Origin of the sequence: Kribbella caucasensis, from assembly GCF_004361855.1 — a bacterium.
Classification (GTDB): domain Bacteria; phylum Actinomycetota; class Actinomycetes; order Propionibacteriales; family Kribbellaceae; genus Kribbella; species Kribbella caucasensis.
On record NZ_SNWQ01000007.1, the window covers coordinates 308,811 to 329,701 of the forward strand.

The 20,891-nt window shown below is 67.8% G+C and carries 16 protein-coding genes; 13 read left to right on the forward strand and 3 right to left on the reverse strand.

Annotated features, from left to right (window positions below; translation table 11 throughout):
• Window positions 1-7 precede the first annotated feature (7 nt).
• Window positions 8-1,516, reverse strand: coding sequence for a lectin (locus tag EV643_RS17075; RefSeq protein WP_133801057.1), 1,509 nt, complete (start codon window positions 1,514-1,516; stop codon window positions 8-10).
• 251 nt (window positions 1,517-1,767) lie between these two features.
• Here EV643_RS17075 and EV643_RS17080 point away from each other — a divergent pair, with 251 nt between their 5' ends.
• The 9 genes from EV643_RS17080 to EV643_RS17120 all read left to right on the forward strand — a co-directional run bounded on the left by EV643_RS17080 (window position 1,768) and on the right by EV643_RS17120 (window position 16,673).
• Entirely contained in the window at window positions 1,768-3,045 is a 1,278-nt protein-coding gene (locus EV643_RS17080; protein ID WP_133801058.1) for an ROK family transcriptional regulator, read from the forward strand.
• An 18-nt stretch (window positions 3,046-3,063) separates the two neighbouring features.
• Window positions 3,064-4,575: a sugar ABC transporter ATP-binding protein gene (locus EV643_RS17085; RefSeq protein WP_238165629.1), complete on the forward strand. Its 1,512-nt coding sequence runs from the start codon at window positions 3,064-3,066 to the stop codon at window positions 4,573-4,575.
• Complete coding sequence (locus tag EV643_RS17090) at window positions 4,572-5,636, forward strand: ABC transporter permease (RefSeq protein ID WP_133801059.1); 1,065 nt, start codon at window positions 4,572-4,574, stop codon at window positions 5,634-5,636. Before EV643_RS17085 ends, EV643_RS17090 begins: the two co-directional genes overlap by 4 nt.
• Before the next feature lie 43 nt (window positions 5,637-5,679).
• Window positions 5,680-6,732, forward strand: a complete 1,053-nt coding sequence (locus tag EV643_RS17095) for a substrate-binding domain-containing protein (RefSeq protein WP_133801060.1) — start codon at window positions 5,680-5,682, stop codon at window positions 6,730-6,732.
• Between the two features lie 21 nt (window positions 6,733-6,753).
• Window positions 6,754-7,917 carry a Gfo/Idh/MocA family protein gene (locus EV643_RS17100; RefSeq protein WP_133801061.1) on the forward strand — a complete coding sequence of 388 codons (1,164 nt, stop codon included), beginning with the start codon at window positions 6,754-6,756 and terminating at the stop codon, window positions 7,915-7,917.
• Window positions 7,914-9,074, forward strand: coding sequence for a xylose isomerase (xylA, locus tag EV643_RS17105; RefSeq protein WP_133801062.1), 1,161 nt, complete (start codon window positions 7,914-7,916; stop codon window positions 9,072-9,074). The genes EV643_RS17100 and xylA overlap by 4 nt, the downstream gene beginning before the upstream one ends.
• A 124-nt stretch (window positions 9,075-9,198) precedes the next feature.
• The gene (locus EV643_RS17110; RefSeq protein WP_133801063.1) at window positions 9,199-14,586 is read left to right on the forward strand and encodes a ThuA domain-containing protein; all 5,388 of its coding nucleotides are present in this window, start codon (window positions 9,199-9,201) and stop codon (window positions 14,584-14,586) included.
• Window positions 14,587-14,860: 274 nt separating this feature from the next.
• Window positions 14,861-15,862 (forward strand): sugar phosphate isomerase/epimerase family protein, encoded by a 1,002-nt coding sequence (locus tag EV643_RS17115; RefSeq protein ID WP_133801064.1) that lies wholly within the window; start codon window positions 14,861-14,863, stop codon window positions 15,860-15,862.
• Between the two features lie 154 nt (window positions 15,863-16,016).
• A complete protein-coding gene (locus tag EV643_RS17120) occupies window positions 16,017-16,673 on the forward strand; it encodes a hypothetical protein (protein ID WP_133801065.1) in 657 nt (218 codons plus the stop codon).
• A gap of 6 nt (window positions 16,674-16,679) precedes the next feature.
• On the opposite strand, the gene EV643_RS17125 is transcribed toward EV643_RS17120, so the two are convergent.
• Window positions 16,680-17,495, reverse strand: coding sequence for a hypothetical protein (locus EV643_RS17125; protein WP_133801066.1), 816 nt, complete (start codon window positions 17,493-17,495; stop codon window positions 16,680-16,682).
• A gap of 66 nt (window positions 17,496-17,561) precedes the next feature.
• On the opposite strand from EV643_RS17125, the gene EV643_RS17130 reads away from it, so the two are divergent.
• From EV643_RS17130 to EV643_RS17145, 4 genes are all read left to right on the forward strand, one after another.
• Window positions 17,562-18,056 carry a MarR family winged helix-turn-helix transcriptional regulator gene (locus EV643_RS17130; RefSeq protein ID WP_133801067.1) on the forward strand — a complete coding sequence of 165 codons (495 nt, stop codon included), beginning with the start codon at window positions 17,562-17,564 and terminating at the stop codon, window positions 18,054-18,056.
• 268 nt (window positions 18,057-18,324) lie between these two features.
• A complete protein-coding gene (locus tag EV643_RS17135; RefSeq protein WP_238165630.1) occupies window positions 18,325-19,128 on the forward strand; it encodes a GNAT family N-acetyltransferase in 804 nt (267 codons plus the stop codon).
• 111 nt (window positions 19,129-19,239) lie between these two features.
• Window positions 19,240-19,629, forward strand: a complete 390-nt coding sequence (locus tag EV643_RS17140; RefSeq protein ID WP_133801068.1) for a YciI family protein — start codon at window positions 19,240-19,242, stop codon at window positions 19,627-19,629.
• Between the two features lie 30 nt (window positions 19,630-19,659).
• A complete protein-coding gene (locus tag EV643_RS17145) occupies window positions 19,660-20,052 on the forward strand; it encodes a YciI family protein (protein WP_133801069.1) in 393 nt (130 codons plus the stop codon).
• A gap of 33 nt (window positions 20,053-20,085) precedes the next feature.
• Here EV643_RS17145 and EV643_RS17150 read toward each other — a convergent pair whose 3' ends face one another.
• The gene (locus tag EV643_RS17150; protein WP_202869582.1) at window positions 20,086-20,874 is read right to left on the reverse strand and encodes an SGNH/GDSL hydrolase family protein; all 789 of its coding nucleotides are present in this window, start codon (window positions 20,872-20,874) and stop codon (window positions 20,086-20,088) included.
• Between the last annotated feature and the right edge of the window lie 17 nt (window positions 20,875-20,891).

Below are 20,891 nucleotides of genomic sequence, written 5' to 3' on the forward strand. Positions count from 1 at the left end.
AAAGATCTCATTCGATCCGGCACGAGCTGAGCTGGTCGTTGGCATTGGGGGAGAGGGCAACGAAGTTCGGCGTGTCCGCGGTCCGCGTCCACGACTGACCGCCAAACCCATCCTCGGCGTAGATCGTCACCGTCCACCCCGCCGGGATCCGTACCGACGATGCCCAGTTGTCCTGTACGCCGGCCGCCTGCAGCTGCGCACGACTGTAGTTGCCCTTGGCAAGCGCCTGTCCGGCCGCACCGCCGTAGTCGACATGTTCGTAGAAGATCACCCCACCTGCACCGGAGTCCGGCATCGGCGGGGTCGGCCGGATCTCGGTGAGCGGGAGCTCGCCCTTGAACATCCGGCCGCCGTCGTTCGTCAGCCTCAGGTAGTAGTCCGAGGAGCAGGCCGTGCCATCTTCGTCGAGCGCCCGGATCCCGGACCCCTGCGGCACCCAGGACGCACTCTCCGCGGTCTTGGCGATCTGGTTGCCTTCGTTGTACTCGTCGAACATCGAGATGTAGAGCCCCTGCACGCCAACGCGTTTGAGGTTGTAGAACTGCCGCCACATCAGGTCGCCGTGCCGCCGGTGCCCGGACTGCAGATCACCCGGGATCACGCACGGCTGGTAGTCGATGCCAAACGCGTTGCAGTCCGCCTGATCTTGCTGATTCACGTTGTTGTAGTAGTGATCCGCGCCCGCAACGTCGCTGATCCGCCCCACCATCCAGGGCGAGAGCATGTTGAACGCGTGGTACACGTCCAGGTAGCCGGCCCGTGAGTCCTCAACCCCGCGTCGCCAATGCGTCGGCACCCCGCCGATCACATAGCAGCCCTGGCTCTTGAACCAGTTCACGACGTCCAGACAAACAGAAGCGGGCCACGCCTTGTTGGCCTCGTCGAAACCGAAGCCCCAGATGCAGACGACCGGCTTGCCGTTCTGTCGCGCGTACGCCGGGGACGCGGTGGACGCGCTCATCTTCGTTGTCCAGTCGGACTTCATCTCCGACTGCATGTTCTCCCAACCGGTCGCGTCGTACATGATGTAGAACTTCCGCCCGCACTGTTCGGCGGCTTGGCGCACCTTGACGGCCATCGCGTCCCGGGTCGGGCCCTCGCCGCCGAAGGGGTTGAACCGCTGCAGCGCCGCCGTGTCGCAGCCGTGCTGCTGCATCCACTGGAAGTGCGTGTTCACGGTCTGCTGGTCGTACGACGAGAACAGCTTCGCGGGCAGCCCGTTGTTCAGATTCGGGTACGCCGTCTGGTAGGTCGCGGCGTATTCGCGGACGTCGGGCCAACTGACGATCGCCGTGTTGGTCGGCGACGGCGGCTGACCCCAGTTCTGGCTCCAGTGCCACCAGCCGTTGATCGGGGCGCCGTCGCCGCTGCAGGCGAACCAGCCCTGATAGCCGACGGTGACCTTGCCGACCACATCGCCTGGTGGGCTGGCCGACGGGGTCGCTGCGGAAGTGGTGGCGGTGGCCGCGGTCAGTGCTCCGGAGGCAGCCAGGAAGGTACGGCGGGTGAGCGTCATGTGTGCAGGCTCCTGATCGGGGCGGACAGGACTGCGGAGAGTGGCGCCGAGCGTACAAACTGCCGCTACACCGGCGCAAGACCTTGACGATGCCCTGCAAGATCGCAACCAATGGTGGTTGGGCAAATCTCCCGGTGATCCGCAGAAACCTGGTCGCAACATCTTGACGGCGACGGAGTGGCGTACTTAGTTTGTTGGCTCAACAGACAAAGTCTGTGAGCGGCGTCACAGTCAACGAGGGGTGGGGTCGGATGCTGACGGAAGGTGGCCGGCCGGGAGGCGCTGCGGTGGCCGCCGATCACGTCTCGCTCCGCCGGAACAACCTCTCTGTCGTACTCCGCCACGTCCGCGCGGCCGGACCCCGATCGCGGGCCCGGATCGCCGCCGACACGGGCCTGAACAAGGCCACCGTCTCGAGCCTCGTCGCCGAGTTGGTCGAACGCGGCCTGCTCCGCGAAGGCCAGGCCGAGATCGAACGCGGCGCCCTCGGCCGGCCGGGCCAGCTGGTCGAGCTCGACGGCAGCAGCGTCTGCGGTGTCGGCGCGGAGATCAACGTCGACTACCTGGCCGTCGCCGCGCTCGACCTGAGCGGCGGCGTCGTGCTCGAACACCGCGTCCCCCTCGACGTCGCCCACCAGGACCCCAGTACGACGCTGGACCGCCTGGCCGACCTGATTCGTGAGGCCGTCGCCGCCGTGGACGCGCGCGGCGGGCAGACCGCCGGGGTCACGTTGGCGGTGCCTGGGCTCGTCCAGAGCGCGACCGGATCGCTCAAGCTCGCCCCCAACCTCGGCTGGAACGAGGTCCCGGTGGTCGACGAGATGCGCGCCCGACTCGGCGATCCGGCGTACCCGTTCCGGGTGGACAACGAGGCCAACCTGGCCGCGCTGGCGGAGTACTCGGAACTGAAGAAGGACACCGGAAACCAGGCCGACGACCTCGTCCTGCTCACCGGCGCGATCGGTGTCGGTGGCGGCGTGGTGAGCGACGGGCATCTGCTCCGTGGCGGTCACGGGTTCAGCGGCGAGGTCGGGCACATGCCGGTCGCCCCGGCCGGCCGGACCTGCGGCTGTGGCCGGACCGGGTGCTGGGAGACCGTGGTCGGCCTGACCACGTTGCTCAACAAGGCGACCGACGCCGACGACCCGGTGCGGGATCCATCCCTTGACGTGGAGCGGCGGCTGGCCGAGATCACCCGCCGGGCCGAGGCCGGAGATGCCCGGACACTGGGCGCGCTGGCCGATGTCGGGACCTGGCTGGGTATCGGGGGCGCGATCCTGGTCAACATCCTGAACCCCGACGTACTCGTGCTCGGCGGCTACTTCGCGTCTCTCGGGCCGTGGCTGCAAGAGCCGCTGGAGAGCGCGATCCGGGACCGGGTGATCGCGCCGGAGGGTGGTGGTTGCCGGGTGGTCCAGTCCGAGTTGGGGTTCGCAGCGGCGGTCCGGGGTGGCGCGCAGATCTCGCTCGACCAGGTGTTTCTCGACCCGACCTTGATCGGTCGCGACGCGACAGGGGTGGCCCAATGACTGGGAGGGGTGACAGGGGTGGCGAATGACGAGCTGCTGATGATGAGCGGGATCGTCAAGGAGTTTCCGGGGGTGCGAGCGCTCGACGGTGTCGATCTCGAGGTACGCCGCGGTGAGGTGCACTGCCTGCTCGGCCAGAACGGCGCCGGCAAGTCGACGCTGATCCGGGTGCTCACCGGCGCGCACCAGCCCGACGCCGGCCAGATCGTTGTCAACGGCAACGAGGAGCGGCTGAACAGCCCGACCGACGCGATCAACCTCGGGATCGCCGCGATCTACCAGGAACTCGACCTGGTACCCGAGCTGAGCGTGGCTGAGAACGTGTTCCTCGGCCACGAGCCCTCCCGGTTCGGCCTGACCCGCCGGCACGAGACCGCGACCCGCGCCCGGGAGCTGCTCAAGGGCCTCGGTCACGGCGAGATCCCACCGGGCCGCCCGGTCGGGATGCTGTCCGCAGCCGGCCAGCAGATCGTCAGTATGGCCAGAGCGCTCTCCCGTGACGCGGAGCTGATCGTGATGGACGAGCCATCGGCCGTGCTCGACCCGGAGGAGGTCGGGAACCTCTTCCGGGTGATCCGCGGCCTCACCGAGCGCGGGGTCGCCGTCGTCTACATCTCGCACCGGCTCGAGGAGATCCGCGAGATCGGCGACCGGGTGACCGTGCTCAAGGACGGCGCGACCGTCGCCACCGGTCTCGACGCGCGGCAGACCCCGACAGCCGAGCTGATCCGGTTGATGACCGGCCGCTCGATCGAGTACGTCTTCCCGAAGCGCCAGGACCTCCCGGCCGCCGCCGAAACCGTGCTGGAGGTGGCGAATCTGTCGCGCCCGCGGGAGTTCGCCGACATCTCGTTCACGGTCCGGGCCGGCGAGATCGTCGGCCTGGCCGGACTCGTCGGCTCCGGCCGATCCGAAATCCTGGAGACCGTGTACGGCGCTCGCCGGGCCGCCTCCGGGTTCGTCAAGGTCAAGGGCGTCGAGCTCAAACCCGGACGGGTGCAAGCAGCGGTGAAGGCGGGAGTCGGGTTAGCGCCCGAGGAACGCAAGAGTCAGGCGCTGATCCTCGACGAGGCCGTCTACAAGAACATCACGGTGTCCACCATGACGCGGTTCGCCCGCGGTGGATTCCTCAACGGTCACGCGGAGCGCGTCGCCGCCGCCGAGCTGACCAGAGCACTCGATGTTCGCCCGGCCGGGATCGACCACCCGGTCCGCAACCTGTCCGGTGGGAACCAGCAGAAGGTCGTGCTCGCCCGCTGGCTGCTCCGGGACTGCCGGGTGCTGCTGCTGGACGAGCCGACCCGTGGAGTCGACGTAGGAGCGCGCTCCGAGATCTACGCGCTGATCCGGAAGCTGGCCGCCAACGGGGTCGCGATCGTGCTGGTCTCCAGCGAGGTCGAGGAAGTGCTCGGACTGGCCGACCGAGTCGTGGTGATGCGGGAGGGGCGGGCCGTCCACATAGGGCCCGCGCAAGAGATCGACGAGCACCGCGTGCTCGACCTGGTGATGGAAGGAAGTGCGGTGTCATGAGTGAGGAAGTCGCACGTTCCCAGACAACCCAGCAGGACGAACCGCCGCAGAGTGGCACTGCTTCGACCCAGACGACAGTCCGCAACGGCAGTTCGGCCGCGAGTCTGTTGAGGAGCGGGATGGGCCGGAACCTCGGCCTGGTCGTCGCGCTCGTGCTGCTCTGCCTGGTCGGCATCATCACCGCCGGCGACACCTTCGCGACCGGCGCCAACGTGCTCACCATCCTCCGGCTCGCCGCCGTGATCGGGGTGGTCAGCATCGGCATGACCTTCGTCATCACCGGCGGCGGGATCGACCTGTCCGTCGGCGCCATGGTCGCCCTCGCCTCGGTCTGGGCGACCACACTGGCGACCCAGCAGATGGCGGCGGACTTCCACTGGATCTTCATGGTCAGCACCGCGTTGCTGGTCGGATCGGCGTGTGGTCTGGTCAACGGTCTGCTGGTTGCCTACGGCAAGATCGTGCCGTTCATCGCGACGCTGGCGATGCTGGCCGGCGCCCGCGGCCTGGCCGAGATCATCTCCGACCGCCGGACCCAGATCATCTCGGTGAACCCGTTCGTCGACTTCTTCGGTGGCTCGCTGATCGGCGTACCGGTGCTGGTCTGGTTGTTCCTGATCGTCGCCGCGCTCGGCTGGGTGGTGCTGAACCGGACCACGTTCGGCCGTCGTACGTTCGCGGTCGGCGGTAACGCCGAGGCGGCCCGGCTGGCCGGGATCAAGGTTCAGCGGCACACGGTCGCGCTCTACGTGCTGGCCGGTCTGTGCTGCGGGATCGCCGCGGTGATGCTGATGGCCCGTACGACGACCGGCAGCTCCACTCACGGGCAGTTGTACGAGCTGGACGCGATCGCGGCGGTCGTGATCGGCGGCACCCTGCTCTCGGGTGGCCGGGGCACGATCGTCGGCACCGTGTTCGGCGTACTCATCTTCACCACGCTGAACAACGTCTTCACCCTGAACAACCTGTCCATCTCCGCGCAGTCGGTGGCGAAGGGGCTGATCATCGTGATCGCGGTCCTCCTCCAGCAACGCCTCGCCGCCCGCGGGAGCACACCCTAGTGTCCCAACACCTGGCTCAGCAGAACCACCATAGGAGGACAGCATGTCCGCACGATCCGCCCGGTTCCTGAAAACCGCGACCCTGGCCGGCCTGACCTCGCTGGCGTTGATCGCGTGTACCAGCAACACGCCGGAGGCCAAGAAGACCGACGGCAACGCCACCCAGGCCGCGGCCGGCAGCGGCAGCAACGACGCACCCGGCCAGAAGGTCAAGATCGGCTTCTCCGCACCGGCCGCCGACCACGGCTGGATGGGCGCCATCACCAAGGCCACCCAGGCCGAGGCGAAGAAGTACTCCGACATCGAGCTGATCGTTGCCGAGGGCACCAACGATGTGAACCTGCAGATCAGCCAGGTGGAGACCTTCATCAACCAGAAGGTGGACGCGATCGTGCTGCTGCCGTTCGACGGCGCCGCGCTCACCCCGGTCGCGATCAAGGCGATGGAGGCCGGTATCACGGTGGTGAACGTGGACCGCGAGTTCGACAGCACGTTCGCGGCCCGGACCACGATCCTCGGCGACAACAAGGGAATGGGCATCTCGGCCGGCACCTACGTCTGCCAGGAGATGAAGGGCAAGAAGGATGCGGTGATCGCGGAGATCGCCGGGATCGATTCGCTGCCCCTGACCCAGGCCCGCAGCCAGGGCTTCAAGGAGGCGCTGGCCGACTGCGGCCTGAAGGTGAACAACCGGGTCGCCGCGGAGTTCACCGTCGAGTCCGGTGAGAAGGCCGCCGCCAACCTGCTGCAGGCCGCGCCGAAGATCGACGCGATCTGGAACCACGACGACGACCAGGGGGTCGGCGTGATGGCCGCGATCAAGAACTCCGGCCGCAAGGAGTTCTTCGTCGTCGGCGGGGCCGGCTCGGCGAACGTGATGCGGGACATCAAGGCCGGCAACACGCTGCTGAAGGCCACCGTCATCTACCCGTCGACGCAGGGTGCGGACGGTGTCCGGCTGGCCCGGCTGCTGGTACAGAAGAAGGCCCTCGGCGACCTGGTGGAGGTCGAGGTCCCGCGCTTGGTCCAGCTGTACGCGCCGGTGGTCACCAAGGACAACGTGGACCAGTACCTGCCGACCGCTTTCGAGAGCTGAGACTGAGAGGAAAGAGACCGGATGACGAACCTGGGCATCGGCCTGATCGGGTACGCCTTCATGGGCGCGGCCCACTCGCAGGCCTGGCGGAGCGCGCCGCGCTTCTTCGACCTGCCGTTGCACCCCGAACTGAACGTGCTCTGCGGCCGGAACGCGGACGCGGTCCAGGCGGCCGCGACGAAGCTCGGCTGGAACGGGACCGAGACCGACTGGCGCAAGCTGCTCGGCCGCGACGACGTCCAGCTGATCGACGTCTGTACGCCGGGCGACAGCCACGCCGAGATCGCGATCGCCGCGCTCGAGGCGGGTAAGCACGTGCTCTGCGAGAAGCCGCTCGCCAACACCGTCGCCGAGGCGGAAGCGATGACGGCGGCTGCCGAAAAGGCGTCCGCGCAGGGGATCAGGTCGATGGTCGGGTTCACCTATCGGCGGGTGCCGGCCATCGCACTCGCCCGCAAGCTCGTTGCCGAGGGCAAGATCGGGACCGTCCGGCACGTGCGGGCGCAGTACCTGCAGGACTGGATCTCCGATCCGGAGGCGCCGCTGTCCTGGCGGCTGGACAAGGAGAAGGCCGGCTCCGGCGCGCTCGGCGACATCGGCGCGCACATCGTCGACCTGACCCAGTTCATCACCGGCGACCGGATCGCCGAGGTGAGCGGGCAGCTGGAGACGTTCGTCAAGGAACGCCCGAAGGCGGCCGAGCACAGCGGCCTGTCCGGTACGGCGAGCACCGAGCGCGGGCCGGTCACGGTCGACGACGCGGCCGTCTTCATCACGAAGTTCAAGAGCGGCGCGCTCGGTGTCTTCGAGGCGACCCGGTTCGCGACCGGCCGGAAGAACGCGATCCGGATCGAGATCAACGGCAGCGCCGGCAGCCTCGCGTTCGACTTCGAGGACATGAACCTGCTGCACTTCTACGACGCGACCGAGGACCCCGAGACCGCCGGTTTCCGGCGCATCCTGGCCACCGAACCGGTGCACCCGTACGTCGCGGCCTGGTGGCCGCCGGGTCACCTGCTCGGTTACGAGCACGGCTTCACCCACCAAGTGGTCGATCTGGTCACGGCGATCGCCGACGGCCGCGACCCGGAGCCGTCGTTCGCCGACGGGCTGCAGATCCAGCGGGTGCTGGCAGCCGTCGAGGACAGTTCGAACTCCCGACAATGGCAGGAGATTCCTGAATGAATAGCTATACCCCCAGCAAGACGGACAAGTTCTCGTTCGGGCTGTGGACCGTCGGCTGGCAGGGCGTCGACGTCTTCGGTACCGCGGTCCGGCCGCCGATGGACCCGGTCCACGCGGTGGAGAAACTGGCCGAGTTGGGCGCCGCTGCGATCTCCTTCCACGACGATGACCTGGTCCCGGACGACGGCACCCGTCAACAGGTGCTCGAGCGGTTCAGCAAGGCGCTGGCGGAGACCGGGATCGTGGTCGAGATGGCGACCACGAACCTGTTCAGCCATCCGGTCTTCAAGGACGGCGGGCTGACTGCGAACGACCGGACGGTCCGCCGGTACGCCCTGTCGAAGGTGCTCCGCAACCTCGACCTGGCCGCCGAGCTCGGCGCGTCGACGTACGTGCTGTGGGGTGGCCGGGAAGGCGCGGAGTCGGGTGGTTCGAAGGACGTCCAGGCCGCGCTGGATCGGTACAAGGAGTCGATGGATCTGCTCTGTGCGTATGTGCAGGAGCAGGGATACGACATCCGGTTCGCGATCGAGCCGAAGCCGAACGAGCCGCGCGGCGACATCCTGCTGCCGTCGATCGGGCACGCCATTGCCTTCATCAACGATCTGGCGCACCCGGAGCTGGTCGGCATCAACCCGGAGGTCGGGCACGAGCAGATGGCCGGGCTCAACTACGCGCACGGGATCGCCCAGGCGTTGTGGCACGGCAAGTTGTTCCACATCGACCTGAACGGTCAGCACGGGCCCCGGTTCGACCAGGACCTGCGCTTCGGCGCCGGCAACCTGCGGGAGGCGTTCTGGACGGTCGACGTGCTGCAGGGCGCGGGCGGGCGGCCGGCGTACGACGGGTTCGTCCACTTCGACTACAAGCCGCCGCGGACCGAGGACTTCGACGGCGTCTGGGAGACCGCACGCGGCTGCATGCGGAACTACCTGATCCTGCGGGAGAAGGTGCAAGCGTTCCGGGCCGACCCCGAGGTCGCCGAGGCACTGGCCGTCGCGCGGGTTGCCGAGCTGAGCGAACCCACGCTGGCCGACGGCGAGAGCCTGGCCGATCTGCGGAAGGAGACGTACGACCCGGCGGCGCTGGCCGAGCGCGGCCTGGGCTTCGAACGACTGGACCAGCTCGCCATGGAACACCTCCTCGGCGTGCGCTAACACCCAGTCCCGGGCAGGGCAGAGCACGGGACTTTGCAGTAGCTGAAAACAGGGCCGAACAGCCGGGGTCCCGCCCCGGAACCAGATGGAGCGCGCACCTTATCCGACCCATGAGGAGCTCCCGATGTCCCAGCTACGCAGGCGACTGCACGGACACCTTGTCCGTGCAGTCGTGCTCGCCCTGATCGCCGTGCTGGCGATCCCACTCACGGCCGGTCCCGCGCGTGCCCATCCCGGGCATGGTGACGAGACCTTCAACGCCTTGATCTTCAGCAAGACCGCCGGGTTCCGGCACGACTCGATTCCCGCCGGGATCCAGGCGATCCGGGATCTGGCGACCGAGAACGGGTTCACGGTCACCGCGACCGAGGACTCGACCATGTTCAACGACACCGAGCTGGCGAAGTACGAGGTGGTCATCTGGCTGTCCACCACCGGCGACGTGCTGACCGGCGACCAGCAGGCCGCGTTCGAGCGATACATCCGCGGCGGTGGTGGGTACGCCGGAGTCCACGCGGCCTCGGACACGGAGTACGACTGGCCCTGGTACGGGAAGCTGGTCGGCAGCTACTTCGACAGCCATCCACCCGGTACGCCGAACGCGAACGTGAAGGTGGAGGATCACGCGCATCCGTCCACCACCGAGGCGCCGACGACCTGGAACCGGACCGACGAGTGGTACAACTACCGGACCAACCCGCGTGACACCGTCCACGTTCTCGCGTCCCTCGACGAGTCGTCGTACACGGGCGGGAACATGGGCGTCGAGCACCCGATCGCATGGTGCCAGGACTACGACGGCGGCCGCGCGTGGTACACGGGCATGGGCCACACGATCGAGTCGTTCGCCGAGCCGGCGTTCCGCAAACACCTGCTCGGCGGGATCCGGACCGCGGCCGGGGTGGAGAATGCGGACTGCGGCGCGTCTCTGAGCGACAGCTACCAGAAGGTGACGCTGGACGACGACAGCTCCAACCCGATGGAACTCGCGATCGCGACCGACGGCCGGGTGTTCTACATCGACCGGAACGGTGCCGTGAAGATCGTCAAGACCGACGGTTCGGTCGTCACCGCCGGCACGCTGAACGTCTATACCGGCCAGGAGTTCGGCCTGCTCGGACTCGCACTCGATCCGGCGTTCGACCAGAACGGCTTCCTCTACCTTTACTACTCGCCCGCGGGCTCATCGCCGGTCGACAAGGTGTCCCGTTTCAAGGTCACTGGTGACACGCTCGATCTGGCCAGTGAGATGGAGGTGCTGCGGATCGACACCCAACGGGACCAGTGTTGCCATGCTGGTGGCGCGCTCGAGTTCGATGGCCAGGGCAACCTTTTCATCGCGACCGGTGACAACAGCAACCCGTTCGACTCCGACGGATACTCGCCGATCGACGAGCGGGCCGGACGGGCGGCGTGGGACGCACAGCGCAGCGCCGCGAACAGCAACAACCTGAACGGCAAGGTGCTCAGGATCCACCCCGAGGCGGACGGCTCGTACACGGTCCCAGCGGGCAACCTCTTCCCGGCCGGGACGGCGAAGACGCGGCCGGAGATCTACGCGATGGGGTTCCGCAACCCGTTCCGGATCGGGATCGACCCGACCACGAACCACTTGTTCGTCGCCGACTACGGACCGGACGCCGGCCAGGTCTCACCGACGCGGGGACCGGACGGCCGGGTCGAATGGGACATCGTCGACAAACCCGGCTTCTACGGCTGGCCGTACTGCGTCGGCAACAACACGCCCTACAACGACTACGACTTCGCGACCGGTACGTCGGGAGCAACCTTCAACTGCAACGCGCCGGTGAACAACTCGCCCAACAACACCGGGATCAACCAGTTGCCCGCGGCAATTCCTTCCACGTTGTGGATGGGGAAGTCGACGACTGGTGTGCCCGAGATCGGTGGCAGCGGCGCGCCGATGACCTCGGGTGGGTACCAGTACAACCCGGACAGTGACTCGGACCGGAAGTGGCCGAAATACTTCGACGGCAAGGCCGTGTTCGCTGACTGGAACGACAGCCGGTTGTTCTCGGTGCAGCTGACCGACGATCGAGCGAAGGTCGCCGACGTGTCCCGAATGCTGCAGAAGCTGAGCTTCATCCGGCCGCATGCGTTGCAGTTCGGGCCCGACGGCGCGCTCTACGTGATCGAGTGGGGGAGCGGGTTCGGCGGGAACAACGCCGACTCCGGGCTCTACCGAATCGACTACGTGCAAGGCAATCGTGCGCCGATCGCGCAGTTCACCACGGACAAGACCTCCGGGCCGGCTCCGTTGACGGTCGCCTTTGACAGCGCCGGTTCACGTGATCCCGATGGGCAGCCGATCACTCTCGCCTGGGACTTCGACGGCAACGGGACGACGGACTCGACGGAGGCCAAGCCGACGTACACGTACACCTCCGCCGGCGTGTTCACGGCCCGGCTGACGGTGTCCGACAGCGACGGCCGTACGGCGGTGTCGAACCGGACGATCACGTCGGGCAACACCGCGCCGACGATCACGGTGGAGGCACCGGTCGACGGTGGGTTCTTCGACTTCGGCGACACGATCCGGTACAAGGTGACCGTCACGGATCCCGAGGACGGCACGGTGAACTGCCAGGACGTGGTGACCCAGCCCGCCCTCGGCCATGACGAGCACGCGCACGGCTACGAGCAGTACCACGGCTGCGAAGGGACGTTCCCACTTCCTGGTGACGAGGGACATGTCGGCGCGAACATCTTCGGCATCGTGACCGTGACCTACACCGACAAGGGTGCGCCGGGGACGGGCCGGATCACCACGCAGAAGGTGGTCCAGTTGCAGCCGAAGACCCGGGAGGCCGAGTACTTCGACGAGACCGGTGGACCGGGATCCGCACCCGGCGTACAGGTCGAGGACACCGGCGACGTGGCCGGTGGCGGGAAGAACATCGGCTGGATCGAGGACGGCGACTGGTGGGGCTGGAACCCGACCAACCTGACCGGCATCGATCAGCTCCAGCTCAGGGCCGCTTCACCCGAGTCGGGTGCGACCGTTCAGGTGCGGACCGGGTCGCCTGTCGATGGCCCGGTGGTGGCGACGATCCAGGTGTCGGCGACCGGGGCTTGGCAGACGTACGGCGACTTCACCGCGCCGGTGAGTGGTGCTGCGCTGACGAGCGGTCCGCTGTACTTCGTCAAGACGACGGGGCAGCTGAACGTCAACTGGGTGAAGTTCATCGGCAAGGGCGTCACTGACAACCAGCGGCCTGTGGTGACGGTCACCGGTTCCGTTGCCCAGGGCAAGCCTCCACTGAAGGTCGACTTCATCGCGACGGCGACGGACCCGGAAGGGGATACGCCGCTGTCATACGAGTGGAGCTTCGGCGACGGATCGACGGGCACCGGCGCGTCGGTGAGCCACACCTACCAAACCGCCGGCACCCACACCGCGACCGTCACAGTGACGGACGCACGAGGAGCAGCCGGTACTGCGAAGTTCGTGGTGAAGGTGGACTCGCCGGCTCCGCCCACGTGTTTGACCGGGCGGTCGGACGGGTTCGAGGGGACGTCGCTGGATACCGGCCGATGGAATGCCGTTGTCCGGGGCAACCAGGAGCTATCCGTTGCCGGTGGCAACCTGGTGCTGCCACTCACGGCGACGGACATCTACGGCACCGGCAACACGGGCACGCCGAACATCGTGCTCCAGCCGTTGCCGGCTGGCGCCTGGCAGGCGACGACGAAGCTGACGTTGCCGGCTCGGTTGGCGTATCAGCAGGCGGGTCTGATCGTTTACGGCGACGACGACAACTACGCGAAGATGGTGTTGCAGGGCAGGTCGACCGGAGCGCCTTCGGCCGATGCGCGGATCTTCCAATTCATCCGCGAGGAGGCTGGAGCGCCGAATGAGGTGGCCGCGTCGAACACGGCGAGCCTCGGAGCGGCGTACCCGGACACGGTGTGGGTGCGGTTCACCAGTGACGGGGCGAACCTGCGGGCCGCCTACAGCGCGGACGGGGCGACGTTCACCGACATGCCGGAGACGAAGCAGTTGGCCGGGATGACGAATCCGCGGATCGGCGTCTTCGGGCTGGCCAACCGGACCGAGGCGTTGCCGATCGCGGCGTCGTTCGACTACTTCAGCATCACGCCGGACGACACGGCCGAGGTGCCGACGCCGGACGACGAGTTCACCGGTACGACGCTTGACGCCTGCCGGTGGTCCGCGATCGTGCGGCCCGACCCAGCGGCGTACCGGGTTACGGGTGGAGTGGCCGAGATCGACACCGGCAAGGGCGACATCTACGCAGGCGGGAACACGAACCCGAAGAACCTGCTGCTGCAACCGGCTCCCGACGGGGACTGGACGATCGAGACGAAGGTGGATGGATCGTCGTTCGACGAGGCGTACCAGCAGGCCGGGCTGCTGGTTTACGCCGATGACGCGAACTACGTGAAGCTCGACTACCTGACGACCAATGCGGCCGGCTCGCCGGTTGCACGGGCGCTGGAGTTGCGGAGTGAGGTGAACGACGCGGTCGTCCAGCCGGCTCCCAACGCGCCGACGCCGACTGGTGGGGTCTGGTACCTGCGGCTGGCGAAGAGTGGGTCGACGTTCACCGGGTCGTACAGCTCGGACGGGGTGACGTGGACCGCGTTGCCTGCGGTGACGAATCCGGCGTTGGCGTCCGCGCGGTTCGGGATCTATGCGTTCGGGGCGGATCAGGTTGCGTCGAAGACGGCGAAGTTCGAGTACTTCAAGCTGGTCCGGGACACGGTGGCGCCGCAGGTGAGTCTGTCGCTGAACCCGTCGGCTCCGTCGGGGCTGGATGGTTGGTGGACCGATGCGGTCGTTGCGACGGCGATGGGGACCGACAACGAGCCGGGCCAGGTGTATCTGGAGCAGAAGGTCGGGTCCGGCGACTGGTCCGAGTACACGGCTCCGGTGACCTTGTCCGCCGACGGGACGCACACGATCGCAGTACGGGCGAGTGATACGGCTGGGAACGTGTCTGAGCCGACCTCTGTGACGGTGAAGATCGATCGGACAGCTCCTACGGCGACTGTGAGCGGACTCGCTGCCGGCGGGAAGCTCGGGGTCGCCTCGGTGGTTGGCGTTTCAGCTGCCGCGGAGGATGCGTTGTCCGGCGTGGCGGCCGTGACGTTGACCGTCGATGGGCGGCCGGCGGGTACTCAGCTGGATGGCGTCGCGCTCGGGCTCGGTGCGCACGAGTTGGCCGCCACTGCGTCCGACACAGCCGGGAACACGTCCGTGACCAAGGTGCCGTTCACGGTCGTCGTGTCGTACGCCGAGGCGGCGAAGCTGGTCGATCGGTATCGCGCCGCGAACAAGGTGCCGTCGGGGACGGCCACGGTGCTGAAGGTACAGCTCGCGGTGGCGGAGCAGCAGCAGCGGCGCGGGCGTGACGCGTTGGCCGCGATCGCGCTGGATCTGTTCATCGCCAAGGCGCGGACGGTGCAGGACGTGCCGGCCCGCACGTTGCTGATCTCGGTCGGCCAGGACCTGAAGAGCAGGTTGTAGGCCGATGAGACGTCGCCGTGCGAGATCGCATCCTGTCCGACGCGGAGAGGCGTTCAGGAGCTGCCGTGTGCCCGGGTGGTTCGGCCCTGCCCGGGAACGCGGGAGTGCGGTCTCGCGCGGCCGGCGGGGGACCGGTCCGCCGGTCCTCGTCCCCGGCGCCGCGACCAGGCGCTCCGGCCGCGGCGCCGGGGACACCCCCAAGCTTCACCACAGCTTTTACTCAGCCGCCCCAGCCACAAGTCCGTAGTACAGATTGATGAAGGAGTAGAACGCCATGGCTCGACCGATCACCCTGTTCACCGGCCAGTGGGCCGATCTGCCGTTCGAGGAGATGGCCCGGTTGGCCTCGGAGTGGGGGTACGACGGGCTGGAGATCGCCTGCTGGGGTGATCACCTCGACGTCCGGAAGGCCGCGGAGGACGAGGCCTACGTGCGGAACCGGCTCGACATCCTGGAGAAGTACAACCTGAAGGTCTGGACGATCTCGAATCACCTGCTCGGCCAGGCGGTCTGCGACGACCCGATCGACCAGCGGCACCAGGGGATCCTGCCCGCGCACATCTGGGGCGACGGCGATCCCGAAGGCGTCCGGCAGCGCGCGGCCGAGGAGATGGCGACCACGGCGCGGGCGGCCCGGGCGCTCGGGGTGGACGTGGTGGTCGGGTTCACCGGGTCGTCGATCTGGAAGACGGTGGCGATGTTCCCGCCGGTCCCGCCGGCGATGATCGAGGCCGGGTACAAGGACTTCGCGGACCGGTGGAATCCGATCCTCGACGTCTTCGACGAGGTCGGCGTGCGGTTCGCCCACGAGGTGCATCCGTCGGAGATCGCCTATGACTACTGGTCGACCACGGCCACCCTGGACGCGATCGGCCACCGCGAGGCGTTCGGCCTGAACTGGGACCCGAGCCACTTCGTCTGGCAGGATCTGGACCCGGTCGGGTTCCTCTGGGACTTCAAGGACCGGATCTACCACGTCGACTGCAAGGACGCGAAGCGCCAGGTCGGCAACGGCCGCAACGGCCGGATGGGCTCGCACCTGGCCTGGGGTGACCCCCGCCGCGGCTGGGACTTCGTCTCCACCGGCCACGGCGACGTCCCGTGGGAGGCCTGCTTCCGGATGCTCAACACCATCGGCTACACGGGCCCCATCTCGGTCGAGTGGGAAGACGCCGGCATGGACCGCCTGGTCGGCGCCGCCGAAGCCGTCCAGTTCGTCCGCTCGCTGGCGTTCGACCCACCGACAGCCTCCTTCGACGCCGCCTTCTCCTCCTGACCAACTGCTGGTGCTGGTGTCCTGCGCGGCGGGCGCTCCCGGCGGCTGAAAAGTTGCTGCCCGCGACCGGCAACTTTCCTTCGGGGGACGGCATCCAAGCCTTTGCAATCCACCGATTGCCCGTCACGCAGGACAAACCCTGGGGGGATCCATCATGGCGCTCAACCGCACCCGCACCGCCGGCCTCGCGGCAGCCGTCGCAGTACTCGCCGGCGGGACACTAGCCACCGCGGCGGTTGCCGGCACCGAGTCCGCCACGATGCCGCAGGCAACCACCTCCGCCTGGAGCGCGGTCGGTACGAGCGTTCCGGCGCTGAAGCCCTCGCAGGTGAGGTACGTGCACAGATACTGGGGCAACCCGAACACCGAGCTCGGCGTCGTGATCTGGGCGCCGGAGGGCTGGAAGATGGTGAAGCTGTCGACCTACGAGGCGAAGTTCACCAGCCCGAACAAGCTGTGGAACCTCCGGGTCAACGGTCTGGTCTCGCCCGAGAAGCCGCTGAAGACGATGGTGGACGCCAAGGTCGCCGCGTTGCGGGGCACCAAGAACATCAAGTTCATCTCCCGGGTGAACGGCACCACCAAGGCAACGAACCCCGCCTTCGGGGACATGACGTTCCACCACACCACGCTGACCTACTCCTACCAGAACGCGGCCGGCCAGACCCGCCTCGTGGTCGACCGCTTCGTCGCCGTCTTCGGCGCCACTCACACGCACGTGGAGATCAGCACCGGCGGCCGCCCGCAGGACAAGGCGGGCCTCAATGCCATCACCGCCAAGGCCACCGAAGACTACATCCGCCTGCCGTAGGGGTTGCTAGCGCAGGGCGGCGGTTTGCTGGGTGAGCCAGGGGAGACCCAACTGGGTCGCCCACCGGTGCACTTCACCCGCCAACGCAGCCGCCGCCTCGCGCTCGCCTTCGGCCTGAGCCAGTACTGCGAGCAGGGCCTGCTGAGCCAGTACGCCGGACAAGTGGCCGGTGCGCTGCCGGAGTTCTGTAGATCGTTCCCAGTGCGCTCGGGTGAGTTTCAGGTCGCCTGCGGTGTGCGCGTGGTCGCCCAGATGACGCAGGGCGAGTGACTCAAGGAACTCGTCGCCGCAGCGCTCGGCGATCGCCAGTGCGGTCGTGTAGTTGCTGAGGGCATCGGCCGGGGCGGCGAGCAGGTTGTCGGCCATCACGCCGCGGTAGAAGGCGGCATGACCCGCGCGGTCTTCGGACGGCGCGGTCGCCTGCAACCGCTCCGCCCACTCGGCCAACCGCTCAGCAGCCGCCATCCCCGACCCCTCAGCGCGTTCCCCGTCGGACTGCTCGGCGTCTACTGCTGAGCGGCTGAAGAGCTCGGTCGCGTAGTCCTTCCGGAGCCGCAAGAACTCCAGGTCCCAGCCGACGGCCGGATCGGGTGCCTCCTGGAGCGCTTGCTCGAGCTTCGCCATGGCGGCTGGGCCGTGGTCGGTTTGCTGGAACAAGTCCTGGTCGACGGCGATGGTCGCCCGGGCGACGGCGAGCGCGACCAGGTCGGCAGGGTCGTGGGTGCGAACGGCATCGAGCAGCCGGGTGGCGTCGTCCCAGCGGGCGGCGCGAGACAGGCCGGCGGCGGCGTCGAGAACCTCGGGAAGCGCGATCTCAGTCATGACCGGAGAGTATTTCGACGTCGAAAAGTTTGACAACTAAGCTTCAGCCGCTGAAAAATCCGATGGGTGAAGGACTCGATCGACGACCACGTGGCGCTGTGGGCCCGCGAACTGCCGGAGATGGATCTGCGGGTCGAGGGGATCGCCGCGCGGCTGCAGAAGTTGACGCGGTACCTCGACCGCCGACGGGACGCGGTGCTGGCTGCTCATGGTCTCCAGTACTGGGAGTTCAAGACGCTACACATGCTCCGTCGCAACGGCGCGCCGTACCAGGCCACCCCCGGCGAGCTCGCCACCCGGCTCGGCCTCTCGCCGGCGACGATGACGAACCGCCTCGACGCCCTCGAACGTCGCGGCTACGTCGACCGAGGGCACGACCGCGACGACCGCCGCAAGGTGGTCGCCACCCTCACCCCGGCCGGCCTGAAGATCTGGCAACAGGGCATCGGCGACATCTCCCAGGTCGAAGAGAACCTGATCCACCAGCTGTCCCACACGGACCAGGACCACCTGCTCGTCCTCCTCCGCCGCCTCGTCCTGGCCACCGAAGGCGATCACTAGCGCGGTCGATGTCAAAACGCGGCGAACTGCTCCGACCTCCGTGTGAGGGCGCCCGGACGAGGTGCCGGGACGGAGCTGGAGCCATGGAACCGCTGAACCTGATGGTGAACCGCAAGCTGATCGCCAACACCGTCCGGGAGGGCGCGGGGTGCCAGGCCCCCCGCCGTGCTGGACGGCGGGCCGGCGTGCGTGCTGGGAGCCGGCGGTCTGCGGCCGCGGCTCGAAAATGGTGGTGCGCGGTGATCTGGGGACGTGGGAAAGTCCGCAGGTGACTGATATCGAAGCTGAGCGGGTTGCGATGTTGCTGGCGGCGTACGACGAGCAGTTGCGGGGTGGGGGCGAGTCGCTCGCGGGGGAGACGGCGAGCGTGGACGGGCCGGTGGTCCGGGTGGAGTATCCGCGTCGTGGGTTCGTGAGTTACCGCTCTCTCGAAGGGCTCGCGGGAGACGAACTGGACGCGTTGATCGCGCGGCAACGGGACTTCTTCGCTGCGAAGGGCCAGCCGGTCGAGTGGAAGACGCGCGGCCACGATCTGCCGGCAGATCTGCCGGATCGGCTGATCGCCGCGGGATTCGTGTCCGAGGAGCGGGAGACCGTCGTCATTGCGGAGAGCGCGGACCTCGTGGAGCGGCTCCGCGGGCGGGACGTGGTCGAGGGAGTCGTCATCCGCCGGACGACGGAGTACGCCGACTTCGTGCGGATCGCCGCGATGGAATCCGAAGTGTGGGGTGAGGACTGGTCCTGGCTGGCCGACGAACTGGTACGGCGGTCAGGCGTCGAGCCGACCGACGTCTTCGTCGCGGAAGTCGACGGTCGGGTGGTGGCGGCGGCGTGGGCTGTGTACAAGAAGGGCACCGACTTCACCGGGTTGTGGGGTGGATCGACGTTGGCGGAGTGGCGCGGGCGAGGGATCTACAAGGCCCTGGTCGCCGTCCGGGCCGCTCGGGCGATCGAGCTCGGATACCGGTATCTCCAGGTGGACGCCTCGGACGACAGTTCGCCGATCCTGCAGCGGCTCGGGTTTCTGGCCGTAACCACGACTACGCCGTACGTCTACACACCGTCCAGCTGACCTGGTTGGCTGGGCCTGTCGAGAACCGGGAATCGGCTCCGACGTTGCTGCTGAGGCGCCGGGTGGCGTCTCGGCCGGGGATACCCGGTCCGGTGTCAGGAGGTGCCGCAGATGAAGTACGTGCTGCTGATGTTCAGCAACAAGCAGGACTGGGACGAGATGCCGAACACCTGGTCGGAGCAGGACGTCAAGACGATGGTGCAGTACATGCACGAGCTGGACGACGGACTGCGGGCCTCGGGGGAACTGGTCGAGGAGCGCGGGCTGTCCGGGCCGGACCAGATGAAGACCCTCCAGGCGCAGGACGACGACGAGCCGATCGTCACCGACGGGCCGTTCAGCGAGACCAAGGAAGTGCTGGCGGGCTACTGGGTGGTCGATGTGGCGTCCGAGGCCCGGGTGCTCGAGATCGCCCGGCAGATCTCAGTGACGCCGGGGCCGGGCGGGCGGCCGCTGAACCAGCCCGTCGAGATCCATCCGGAGGGGCAGGCGCCCGCCTGAGATCACCACGCCGTACGAAGGGGAGCTGACATGAAGTACATGCTGATGATTCACAGCAACAAGCAGGGCTGGGACGAGATGCCGACGACCTGGTCGGACCAGGACATCAAGGCGATGGTCCAGTACATGGACGACCTCAACGAGGAACTGCAGGCTGCGGGTGAATGGGTCGAGGGACGCGGGCTGTCCGGGCCGGACCAGATGCGGACCGTGCAGGCGAAGGACGACGGGGAGCCGATCGTCACGGACGGGCCGTTCACCGAGACGAAGGAAGTGCTGGCCGGCTACTGGGTGCTGGACGTGGCATCCGAGGAGCGGCTGCTGGAGATCGCGACCCGGATCTCCCGGGCGCCCGGCCCTGGTGGGAAGCCGGCGAACCAGCCGGTGGAGATCCACCCGGAGGGCGAGGCGCCAACCGTCTGAGCTCCAGGGCGGCCGGGGTCCGGGAGGGCTGGATCAGTCGATCGTGCCGAGTTGGTGGACGACCGCTTCGGCGACCGCGGCCATGCCGGCGGCCTTCGGGTGGTACGGAACGGAGCCGGGGCGCATGCGGAAGCCGGTCGTCCACGGCTCGGCGGAGCCGACCGCATGCGCCTTGCTCGGCTCCGCCACCGCGACCAGCTCCGCTCCGGTCTTCGCGGCGGCTTTGGCGAAGGCCTGAGCGAGCCCGTCCGCCATCATCGCGACGCTGGGGAGCTGCTCCTCGTTCAGCGGTACGTCGAGTCGTGGGCGCGTGGCCGGTCCGATCAAGGCGAGGTAGTCGACCAACAGCACCCGGCTCCGCGGCGCGGCGTCCCGGACCCTGGTCACCACCTCGGCCAACGAGTCCGCCACCGTCTCGTACGCGGAGTCGTCCTTCAGATAGCTGACCCGGGCGCGGATCCGGTTCGCCACCCGGCGGCCGAGCAGGGTCGCGGGTTTCGCCCACGTGTTCAGCATGCTGCCGCGGATGAACGTCCCAATGTACTCCAGGTCGTTGCCGCCGGCAGTGATCGTGACCAGCCCGGTTTCCGGGCCGACGGCATCGATCTGCGGCGGTGCCTCGTCCTGGGCTTCGGAGAGGATGTGCGCCGTCGTGGCACCTGAGTAGGTGACGTCGACGAGATCCAGCCCGAGCGCCTCGGCCACCAGATGTGGATAGTTGCGCGCCGAGCGTCCGGCGGCCTTGTCCAGCACCGGTTTGATACCGGGTCCCGCGGCGAAGGAGCTTCCGAGCGCGACGTAGCGAGTGCCGGGCGAGATCACAGGTACACCCTATCCGC

Coding starts and splice junctions, on each gene's coding strand:
- EV643_RS17075 (WP_133801057.1), bottom strand. CDS start 1,516: ATGACGCTCACCCGCCGTACCTTCCTGGCTGCCTCCGGAGCACTGACC.
- EV643_RS17080 (WP_133801058.1), top strand. CDS start 1,768: ATGCTGACGGAAGGTGGCCGGCCGGGAGGCGCTGCGGTGGCCGCCGAT.
- EV643_RS17090 (WP_133801059.1), top strand. CDS start 4,572: ATGAGTGAGGAAGTCGCACGTTCCCAGACAACCCAGCAGGACGAACCG.
- EV643_RS17095 (WP_133801060.1), top strand. CDS start 5,680: ATGTCCGCACGATCCGCCCGGTTCCTGAAAACCGCGACCCTGGCCGGC.
- EV643_RS17100 (WP_133801061.1), top strand. CDS start 6,754: ATGACGAACCTGGGCATCGGCCTGATCGGGTACGCCTTCATGGGCGCG.
- xylA (WP_133801062.1), top strand. CDS start 7,914: ATGAATAGCTATACCCCCAGCAAGACGGACAAGTTCTCGTTCGGGCTG.
- EV643_RS17110 (WP_133801063.1), top strand. CDS start 9,199: ATGTCCCAGCTACGCAGGCGACTGCACGGACACCTTGTCCGTGCAGTC.
- EV643_RS17115 (WP_133801064.1), top strand. CDS start 14,861: ATGGCTCGACCGATCACCCTGTTCACCGGCCAGTGGGCCGATCTGCCG.
- EV643_RS17120 (WP_133801065.1), top strand. CDS start 16,017: ATGGCGCTCAACCGCACCCGCACCGCCGGCCTCGCGGCAGCCGTCGCA.
- EV643_RS17125 (WP_133801066.1), bottom strand. CDS start 17,495: ATGACTGAGATCGCGCTTCCCGAGGTTCTCGACGCCGCCGCCGGCCTG.
- EV643_RS17140 (WP_133801068.1), top strand. CDS start 19,240: ATGAAGTACGTGCTGCTGATGTTCAGCAACAAGCAGGACTGGGACGAG.
- EV643_RS17145 (WP_133801069.1), top strand. CDS start 19,660: ATGAAGTACATGCTGATGATTCACAGCAACAAGCAGGGCTGGGACGAG.